Origin of the sequence: Pseudoflavonifractor phocaeensis, assembly GCF_016901955.1 — a bacterium.
Taxonomy (GTDB): Bacteria; Bacillota; Clostridia; order Oscillospirales; family Oscillospiraceae; genus Flavonifractor; species Flavonifractor phocaeensis_A.
This window is the reverse complement of record NZ_JACJLC010000097.1, coordinates 1-9,752: the sequence shown is the minus strand read 5'-3', so window position 1 is coordinate 9,752 and position 9,752 is coordinate 1. Positions and strand designations below refer to the sequence as shown.

The 9,752-nt window shown below is 59.9% G+C and carries 5 protein-coding genes; 2 read left to right on the top strand and 3 right to left on the bottom strand.

Annotation, left to right across the window (positions count from 1 at the left end):
* A partial coding sequence (locus tag H6B51_RS14845) for a beta strand repeat-containing protein (RefSeq protein ID WP_204884428.1) occupies nt 1-3,024 on the top strand: 3,024 nt, incomplete at its 5' end.
* 86 nt (nt 3,025-3,110) lie between these two features.
* On the opposite strand, the gene H6B51_RS14840 is transcribed toward H6B51_RS14845, so the two are convergent.
* A complete protein-coding gene (locus H6B51_RS14840) occupies nt 3,111-3,503 on the bottom strand; it encodes a hypothetical protein (RefSeq protein ID WP_204884427.1) in 393 nt (130 codons plus the stop codon).
* A gap of 673 nt (nt 3,504-4,176) precedes the next feature.
* Here H6B51_RS14840 and H6B51_RS14835 point away from each other — a divergent pair.
* On the top strand, nt 4,177-4,671 hold the full coding sequence (locus H6B51_RS14835; protein WP_204884426.1) for a hypothetical protein: 495 nt from the start codon (nt 4,177-4,179) through the stop codon (nt 4,669-4,671).
* 72 nt (nt 4,672-4,743) lie between these two features.
* Here the strand turns inward: H6B51_RS14835 and H6B51_RS14830 are convergent, their stop codons facing one another.
* Nucleotides 4,744-9,069: an S-layer homology domain-containing protein gene (locus tag H6B51_RS14830; protein ID WP_204884425.1), complete on the bottom strand. Its 4,326-nt coding sequence runs from the start codon at nt 9,067-9,069 to the stop codon at nt 4,744-4,746.
* Nucleotides 9,070-9,342: 273 nt separating this feature from the next.
* Nucleotides 9,343-9,752, bottom strand: a 410-nt coding sequence (locus tag H6B51_RS14825) for a cysteine-rich small domain-containing protein (RefSeq protein ID WP_335342178.1), incomplete at its 5' end; no start/stop codon positions are given.

Genomic DNA, 9,752 nt, shown 5'->3' with positions numbered 1-9,752 from the left:
ACCGAGATCGACACCGCCGTGAAGGCCGAGCTGCAGACCAGCACTGTGGAAGCCATCCGCGGCAGCGCCGTGGCCACCGGCTACACTGACTTCAAGCTGAACGGCGAGTGGTTCGCTGAGACCACCGGCGCTTCCTACTCCGTGGCTACCGCTGAGGTCAACGACACCATTGAGTACGTGACCCTGGGCGGCGTGGTGTTCTACGCCAAGATCGTTGACGTGGCCGCCACCACCAAGAACATCGCCATGATCATCACCGCCGACACCGTTTCCGGCGACGGCGACAACAACCAGCTGGGCAGCCCCGTTGTGAAGGCCAAGCTGCTGCTGGCTGACGGCTCCAAGACCACCGTGACCGTGGACAAGGTAACCACCATCACCGGCACTCCCGCCGCTCCCGTGCCCGCCTCTGTCGACGTGACCACTCTGGCTCAGCTGAATGCCTACTACGGCAAGCTGGTGACCTACCGTGTGGACGCCGACGGCAATTACGAGCTGACCCTGGTCAACGGTCAGAACATGGCCGGCTACAAGAGCTACGCCTCTGGCGCTGCTTACAGCAACAAGACCATTGCCGGCGCCGAGCTGGCCGATGACGCCACCGTCTTCGTGCTGATCGACTCCGACTACAACGGCACTGCCGTCTTCGATGCCACCAACAACGGCAAGATTTACACCGGCAAGGAGTTCAAGAACCAGTACGGCACCGGCACCTTCGGCTATGCCGGCGAGGGCTATGCCCTGGTGAACATGGTTGACGGCTTCAACTACGCCAAGGTCGCCATGGTGATCTCGACCTCCACTCCCACCATCACCACCGGTACCAACTACGGCTACCTGACTGAGGTTGCCAACCGCACTGTCGAGAACGACAAGACCTACCTGAACGTGACTATGTGGACTGAGGACGGCGAAGTGACCGCCAAGTTCGAGAGCACCGATGCCCCCGAGCTGTACAAGAAGGGCGCTGTCATCACCTATGACGACAAGGCCGACGGCGAGATCAAGAACGTCTCCCTGGTGAGCCTGACCGACGCTGCTGTCATCGGCTGGAGCGAGAGCACCGGCAAGATCCAGCTGTCCACCGGCCTGACCTCCGAGGTCACCAAGGACACTGTGGTCATCTACGTTGACTCCAAGAACGGCAAGGGCGCCGAGGGCGGCTCCATCCAGATCGGTCAGGACAGCGACAACGACGACGTGGCCGACGTGAAGAACGTCCGTTATGTCGGCACCTCCACCGCCATGAACCTGCTGATCGTGGACGTGAACAACCTGATGTACGCCAACCCCGTGTCCGGCAAGGTGGTTGCCACCTCCGGCATGACCGCTGCCGCCATCGAGTCCATGGTTGAGACCGAGCTGAATAGCTTCAGCAGCACCACCGCGGACCTGTCCGCCATCACCAACGCTCCTTTCATCGACGTGAAGGCCGGCCAGACCCTGACCATTGACGGCCTGAGCGCCAACGCCATCACCACCGTGAACCTGGAGAGCGGCGCTTCCCTGAACGTGAGCACCGCCGACCTGAAGAATCTGAACGTGACCGGCACTTCCGGCGCTAACGTCACCCTCAACGGCGTCAAGCTGGCTGGCACCGGCGCCGCCCTCACCGGCACTACCGCTCTGAGCGTGAACGCCACCGGCGCCATCACCGCCACCGGTGTGACCGCTGTTGACACCACCAAGCTGGGCGCCGACAAGGTGACCATGGCTGTTCCCGGCCTGACCCTGAACAACCAGGCTCTGGGTACTGTCCTGTCTAGCGCTTCCGGCAACATCACCGTGAGCCGCGACACTCTGGCCTTCTCCGTTGCGCCCACCATTGCTGATGCCCAGACCCTGACCTTCAATGGCACCATCATTGGCGCGGATCCCGCCGGCACTGCGATTACCCTGGCTCACACCGCCAGCGGCGGCAAGCTGGCTCTCAACGGCGTGGAGTTCACCACCAGCAGCGGCAGCAACAACACCGTCACCTTCGATAAGGACGGCGCTGTGTCCAATATCGGCACCGCTGTCACCGTGACCGGTACCACCGCTACCTCCGCTGTGAACGTCAGCAGCACCACCGCTGTGGCTCTGACCACTGCTGCGACCGGTAACACCATCACCGCCACTCTGGCCAACGGCGGCAAGGTGACCGCTGACACCCTCACCTACACTGCCGGTGCCGATGGCGCCACCGTGAAGGTGACCAACGGCGCTTCCGCTGTGGACGTGACCGGCACCCTGACTGTTGCTGCGGCTTCTGCCAGCAAGACTATCAATGTGAACAGCGGCACTCTGACCGCTACCGCGCCCAGCGCCTCCAATACCCTGACCGTGAACCTGAAGAGCGGCGCTGCTCTGAAGTCTGGTACTGAGACCTACACCGCTGTCACTGACGCTCAGGTGACCGTTGCTCATACTTCTGGCGACGTGACCCTGGTCAGCGGCTCCGTGAAGCTCAGCAACGGTGCTGTGATCAGCTATGCCGGCGCTACCTTCACCGCCACTTCCGCTAATGACGTTGTGGCTCTGAACGGCACCACCGTCACTACCACCGGCGCCGTGACCGTGGTTATGACCAACGCCAGCGCCAACGTGACCGTCAAGGCCACCAAGGGTGTCATCACTGCTGACACCAACAGCACCCTGCGTCTGGACAGCAGCAACACCACTGAGGTCACCTTTGCCTACACCAGCAGCGGCACTTCCGGCGTGATCAGCACTGCTGGCGCCACCTCCGCTGCCACCGTGGTGCTGACCGGTGCCAACACTGTCAATAAGACCAGCGATACTTGGTCTGTTGCCCTGGGTGCCAACACCACCTTCGTGGGTGCCAACGCCTCCACTACCCTGACCATCACCAATGCCACCAGCACTGCCGGCGCCGGCATGAACTTCTTCGTTGGCGCTGACAAGACCCAGCTGGACAAGGTGAACAATGCCCGGAACGCCACTTCTGGTACTACCTACACCTGGCAGACCAACCTGGGCGCCAGCGGCAACCTGTTCTCCGGCTGGTACTCTGCTTCTTAATCCGGAGCAGTAAGATCCAACCATCCCTAAGCAAAGCAAGAACCCCCGGACTTGTCCGGGGGTTCTTGTTGCTCTTTTTCCGCAGCTTATCGCTGGGCCAGGTAGTGATAGACTTGCCCTGGGGTATTGGTGTACGGGCCGTAGGACGCCTGATAACGGACGGTGAAGCCGGTTGACGCGACGGAGAGAGCGTTGCTGCTCATCTGCCGCGAGACCAGTCCGCCGCAGTTTGCGTCCATCCGCCCGTTCTGCATCATCACCAGTACCCACTGGGGCTGAAACCCCAGGCTGATGGTGCGGCTGGACGCCTCGTTGCCGGAGTAGGAGCCGGTCACCAGCTCCGCCTTGGCGTCCGTCTCGTCTTGCAAACCCTGCAGCGCCGTGTCGATCTTGGACAGATCGGTGTTGAAATCCGTCCGCACAAACACGTCCTCCGGCACCCACTGGTGCAGCCCATAGTTTGCTGTGTACGTTGCCATAAACATTCCTCCTTCAAGCTTGACGATGGATTTCCCTCTTCGTAGGGGCCGGACACTGGCCGGCCCGTCCTTTGACCTTCCCCCCACAGGGGGGAAGGTGGCACGGCAAAGCCGTGACGGATGAGGGGGCATCCGTCCACCGCCCCGTCCCGGCGGGCGCACAATGTGCGCCCCTACGGCGTTGCCCAACCCCGGCAGGGCGGGCGATTGGTAATCGCCCCTACGGATGACCATGTACCAACCCGGGATCCATACCCCCATCCATTTCCCCCACCCGCGTTTGGGTGGGGGTTTTTTGTTGCATCCGGGCAAATTTTTCCCGCCATACAACAAAATCCCCCGCCGGGATATGGGCGGGGGAGGGCAGGCGCGCCGGGGTCGTCGGGCCCCACGGAAACGGGGCGTCCGGGAGGCCGCCCCCTACGGGAACATACTGGGTCGGTGTCCGGGCACGACGAAAGGGGGCAAAGGGCGGCGGGCCGATGTGGGCATCGGCCCCTACGGGAACTCCATCGCACCGCCCCCTCATCCGGCCCTGCGGGCCACCTTCCCCCCTGTGGGGGGGAAGGTCAACGTCGGGACGGGGCGGCGGACGACCGCCCCCTCATCCGTCACGGCTTTGCCGTGCCACCTTCCCCCCTGTGGGGGAAGGTCAAAAAAAGGAGGAATGTTTATGGCAACGTACACAGCGAACTATGGGCTGCACCAGTGGGTGCCGGAGGACGTCTTTGTGCGGACGGATTTCAACACTGATCTGTCCAAGATCGACGCTGGGCTCAAGACCGCCCAGGACACGGCCAACAGCGCCGCGACCGCCGCCGCCGCGGCCCAATCCACCGCCAACACCGCCAACACCAACGCCGCCGCGGCCCAGAGCACCGCGGACGGGAAGGCGGCCATTGTTACAGGAACCTACACCGGAAACGGGAATTATACCCAGACCATCAGCCTGGGATTCCGGCCCAGGGCGGTTTTTGTGGAACGCCGGGACGGAAGCCGGGCCGCCTACGCCCCCACCGGCGGCCTGGCTCTGAATGGCTGCCACTGCTACAGCAGTGCCAGCGATGAAGCCATCTATATCACTTCGTCCGGTTTCCTGGTATGTTCTGCCAACGTAGCCGCCACCAATACCCTGAGCGATGTCTATTACTATCTGGCTGTTCAATAAAAACAGAAAGCCCCCCGGGCTTATGCCCGGGGGGCTTCGCTTAGGTCCAGCCGCTACAGATGATCGGAGGGATCAAGCGTTGACAGCGGGAGCGGCGGCCTTGACAAAGGTCAGGGTCACAGTGTCGCCGTTGATGGTCAGGTCGTAAGAAGCGGTGATAGCACCGGTCTTGACGTTGTCGTCGCTGTCACGGAAGTCAGCCTTGATGTCAGCAGCCAGAGCTTTCACCAGAGTTTCGTCCTGAGAATCCTGCCAGTTGCTGCCGGTCAGGCCGCCATCGGCTTTCCACTTGTAGGTGGTGCCCTCGTAGGTAATGGCGGTGACGGTCGCACCACTGTCGGTCCGATACAGACCACCCAGCAGGCGGGCCATGTCAGCGGAGGTGGCAAAGATCTGGCCGCCCTTGCCATCCACCTTTTCGGCAAACTGCTCGTGAGTGCCGCTGTAGGTCACGGTGTTGCCGGAGATGGTGGGGGTGACGTTATACTTATAGTCGTCCTCCCACTTCTTAGCCAGGGAAGCCTTCAGCAGATCCTCGGTGGTCTTCAGGGTGACGCGGGCGCAGTCCACATTGTAGACAGTGACAGCACCATTGGCGTCCTTGATGGCCACATAGAAAGCGCCCTTGTTGTCGGCAGAGCCGAAGTCACGGTAGAAGGTGCAGTAACCTTCCTCTTCGCCCTTCAGGGTATCAGCGGTAATCTTGGTGAACTGAGCAGACGCATTGTAAGAACCCCAGCCGAAGCTGTAGGAGTCACCCTCAACAGCCTCCACGCTGATGCCGCCCCAGTAACCCATGGTCTTGGCACCGTTCTGATGCTTCACCAGATCGGTGATGGTCAGGACCACGTCGTAGCTGGTGGTGACACCGTCGGCCTTCACACCATAGGTAGCAGAGACCTCGTTCTTGCCGAAGGGCTGGGTCAGCTTGCCGACGGTGCGAGTGTCGGCAATTTTGGCAGCCTCCACAGTGCCATTGTCGGCCTTGTTGCCCACCACGTCGCCGGTCTTATTGCCGGTCACGTCGCCAGTGGTCACGCTGCTGCCGGTGCTTTTATTGGTCACATCGCCGGACACGTCGCCGGTGGTCACGTCGGCAGTAGCGCCCTTTTCGACGGTCACAGAGCCGGTCACATCGCCGGTGGTGATCTCGGCGGTGGTAGCCTCCCCGTCGGTGCCAGTGGCCTGAACGGTGATGTTGCCGGTCACATCGCCGGTGGTGACCTCAGCGGCGCCGGAGATCTCCATGGGAGCCTTCACCTCGCCCAGCACGGTCAGGGTGCCGCCGGTGATGGTCAGGGTGTTGGAGCCGGGGTTGGTCACGTTGGTCTTGATGGTGACATTGCCGCCGGAAATGGTCATGTCGTCCATCAGGACGGCCTTCTGAGCGTTGATGGTAACATTGCCGGTGATCTTGGAGCCCATGTACAGGGTGCCGGAGACAGTGACCACACCGTCGCCGTCCACAGTCTTGCCATTCAGAACAAGGTCGGTCACATTCAGGTTGCCGTCCACGGTCAGGTTGGCGTTCAGAGTCAACACACCGTTGACAGCCAGGTTGGCGCCGGCGGGAACGGTAACCGTGCCGATGTGGTAGTTGCCGTTGATCTGCACGTCCTTGCCGTTGTTCAGCAGGTCCTGCAGGTCGTCAGCGCTAATCGTGTTGTCAACAATCTCAGCCACATTGGCCATCTTGTTGTTCACGTCCACCAGCAGGAAGGCGATGGCGTCGCCGGTCTTGTTCAGGACGTAACGGACGTTGGCCTGGTCATTGCCGTTGATCACGCCAGCCTCGCCAGCACCGATTACGTAAGTATCGTCGGCCTCGCGGATGACGCCCTCGGCGTAGCCCTTGAAGTTCTGGGAGTCAACGTACAGGATCTGGGTGTCGCTGTTGATCTCGGTGACAGCGGTGCCCACCAGACCGATGCGGTCATTGGCGGAATTGATGCCGGTGACCTGGGTGGTGATGGCGTTGACGCGCTCCACGTTCTTGATGATGCCGTCGCCGGACTCATCATAGACGATGACGTTGCCCTTGGTCATGAAGGTGACTTCAGCGTTGGTCTTCTCCTTCAGGGTCACGACCTCGGAGCCGTCCCACACCTTGAACACACGGTAGTAGGCGCTGGCGTCGGTGTCGTACACGCGGACAGCGTCGTCCACCAGGTAGCCGTAGGTGGCGCCGTCAAAGCCGCCGGGCAGGTCCTCGTTGGCGTTCTTATAGGCCAGGGTGACCACCTGGGCGTACTCAAAGCCGTCCACCTTGGAGGTCAGCACGTGGGTGCTCTTGTTGTAGTCAGCGGCCAGCAGGGTCTTGGCCTCCTTGCCGGAGATGACCTTGGCGTTGTTGGCCACATTGGCGGTGTTCATGTCGGTGGTGGCATACTTCATGACGAAGACCACGGCGTCGTCAGCCAGGTCATAGCCGCCCACCTTGGAGATGCGGTTGCTGCTGGAGCCGGAGGCCACAGCCACATTGCCGTCAGTGCCGTCGCCAATAACCTGAGTAAAGCCGGCCTTGTTGGAGTCGTTGTCCAGAGCGGTCAGGATGTAATCGCCGCCGGCGGTGACCTCGAAGGTCACGATGTGGCCCACCAGATTAGTGCCGCCATACTTGCCGGACACATCCACGCTGTTACCCTCGCGGTCGACAGTCTTGACGCTCTTCTTAGAGCCGTCGGCAAAAATCAGGTTGGCCATATTGGTGTTGCCGGCGATCTCGTAGTCAGTAGCGTTCTTGCCGGCCTGATACACAAAGGCCAGGGTGTCGTAGTTGTTGGTGCCGGAAACCTTCTTGGCATAGTAGTTGATGCCGCCGATGGCCACCATCTCCACGGTGTCGCCGGAGTTGATGCCGTTGTTGTTCAGGGCGTACTTGGCGGTGATGTTGTCATCATCCTGATACCAGGTGTCGTCGATCATGTACTTGCCCTTGTTGACGCCGGTGATGGTGACGGTCTGGGGCTCGATGACCTCAAAGGCGTCGGAAGCGGTGTAGTAGTCCTCGGTGACCAGGACGATGTCGCCCTTGGCAAACATATCGCCCTTCACGACCACGTCCTCCAGCTCCTGGTTCAGAGCGGTGAGGGTATCCAGGCCATCGAAGCCCTGCTGACGGGAACCGCCGGTGAGGGTGACGGAGAAGGTCTCAGTGCCCACATAGTTGACCTCGGCCACGGCCACGGTCTCCACCAGGGCCAGGTCGATCTTCTGGTCCTTGTCGTTGGAGATCAGGTACACGGTGTTGGCGGTGGTCAGGTTGTCGTTCTTGGCGGGGAAGTAGCCGTCAATGGGACCAGCGTTGGTGCCGTCCTCAAAGACAGTGCCATTGGCGTCGTCATAGCTGTACTTCACGCCGTCCACGGAGATCTTGGTGCCGTCGATAACCACCTTGTCGGAGGTGGTCTCGATGACGGTGTTGTACTCGTCCATGGTGTAGACGCCGTAGATCTCCTCGGTGTCGTGGTTATACAACATCTTGACGCGCAGGCCCACCATGTCGGTCAGGTCCATGTCCTTCCAGGTGAACTCCATGTTGATGGCGTTGCCGTTTTCGTCATTCACGGTGCCGTTGTCGATCTTCTCAACGGCGATGGACAGGGAGTCCTCGCCGGTAGCACCGCCGATGCCGTATTCGCCGGAAGCGGTGAGCACGCCCTCGTAGATGGTGCCGTCGAACTTATCCTTGAACAGGCTGTTGGTGGTCACGCCGTTGTCGCCCACGGCCAGCTCATAGACCTCGACGACCTCGCCGGTGGTCTGGCTCTGGTTCCAGGAGCGGATCATCAGAGGAGCCTGGATGGCGTTGTAGGCCATCTGGCAGGCGTCGTCACGGCTGATGGGATCGGAGGGAGTCACGCCCTCCAGGCCCTTGTACAGACCGGCCTCGTTGGCGTAGCGGTTGACGTTCACGGCCCAGCTGTTGCCCACAAAACCGAAGACCTCAGCCTTGTAGCCCATGCCGGTGAGCAGGGTCTTGGCGAACTGCTCATAGGTCAGGGTGTCCTTGGGGTTGAACTTGCCGGTGCCGTCGCCGGCGATGATGCCGGCGCTGGTGCAGTACTCGATGTACTTCTCGGCCCAGTTGCCGTCGATGTCGCTGTAGCTGGGCACGGGCTTGGTGCCCAGAGCGGGCTCAGCGCCGCCGTTCATCACGTAGGTGATGATCTTGGACATCTCTTCACGGGTCAGGGTATCGCTGGGAGCAAAGTAGGAACCATCTTCCTTACCGTTGAAGACGTTCAGAGTCGTCATGGCGGAGACAGCCTCTTTGTTCTCGACTTCATCATAGTCGGTGAAGTCCTTGGCGCCCGCAGCGCTGGCGCCCACGACCATCATGCCCATGAGCATCATGGCGGCCAGAGCCAGGCTGAGAACACGCTTGAGGTTTCTCATTTTGGTATTCCTCCTTAATTTTTTTAGACTTTAGGCAAGGAAACAAGTTCTTGCCACCCCCGCAATCACTTGTCCCCCAAGGCATTGAAATCTTCCCATGGCTACCGGTAGCCATCTCACAGTCATAATCCGCACAAAAAAGGAGCGCCGCAGGTTTTACCCTGCAACGCTCCCATATGATAGCGCAATATGTTTTTCTTATGTTTCAATGGGCTAATTAAAGGAAAAATTTCCTCGATTTCAAACGTTGGGTCAACAAGAATATGAACTTGGTTATTCAGAACCTGATTTTTTTTCTTGCTCTGCCATTGCTTGTGAAATGGCCTGGAATTTCGAGGCGATGTAACCGTAATTTTTCGGCTGATGTGGAATGATACAGTTGCTGCAATCCTTGATTCCGCTATCCAGGTATGTGTAGTTTCCGCCACATTCCCTACCTAGCATATACAGGGGGCAATAACAAAACAGGCAGTTCAAATCCTGACCTTCTGGCAGTGTGTGGCAAGGATAATACTCACATTCCCGGTTGCAGAAAAATGCAAAGTGTTTGTCCTCCCAGTACGGTTTTTTATCTTCCATCATAATCACCATGCCGACCGCTTCGCTCTCGGCACAAATAGGGATGAAAGAGAGCAGACAAACGGTCGCCTTTCTTATAAAATTAGATTGGGGAGGAAGCACAC

Excerpts from the sequence above, each read along its gene's own strand:
- H6B51_RS14830 (WP_204884425.1), bottom strand. The coding sequence starts at position 9,069 with ATGAGAAACCTCAAGCGTGTTCTCAGCCTGGCTCTGGCCGCCATGATG.
- H6B51_RS14840 (WP_204884427.1), bottom strand. The coding sequence starts at position 3,503 with ATGGCAACGTACACAGCAAACTATGGGCTGCACCAGTGGGTGCCGGAG.
- H6B51_RS14835 (WP_204884426.1), top strand. The coding sequence starts at position 4,177 with ATGGCAACGTACACAGCGAACTATGGGCTGCACCAGTGGGTGCCGGAG.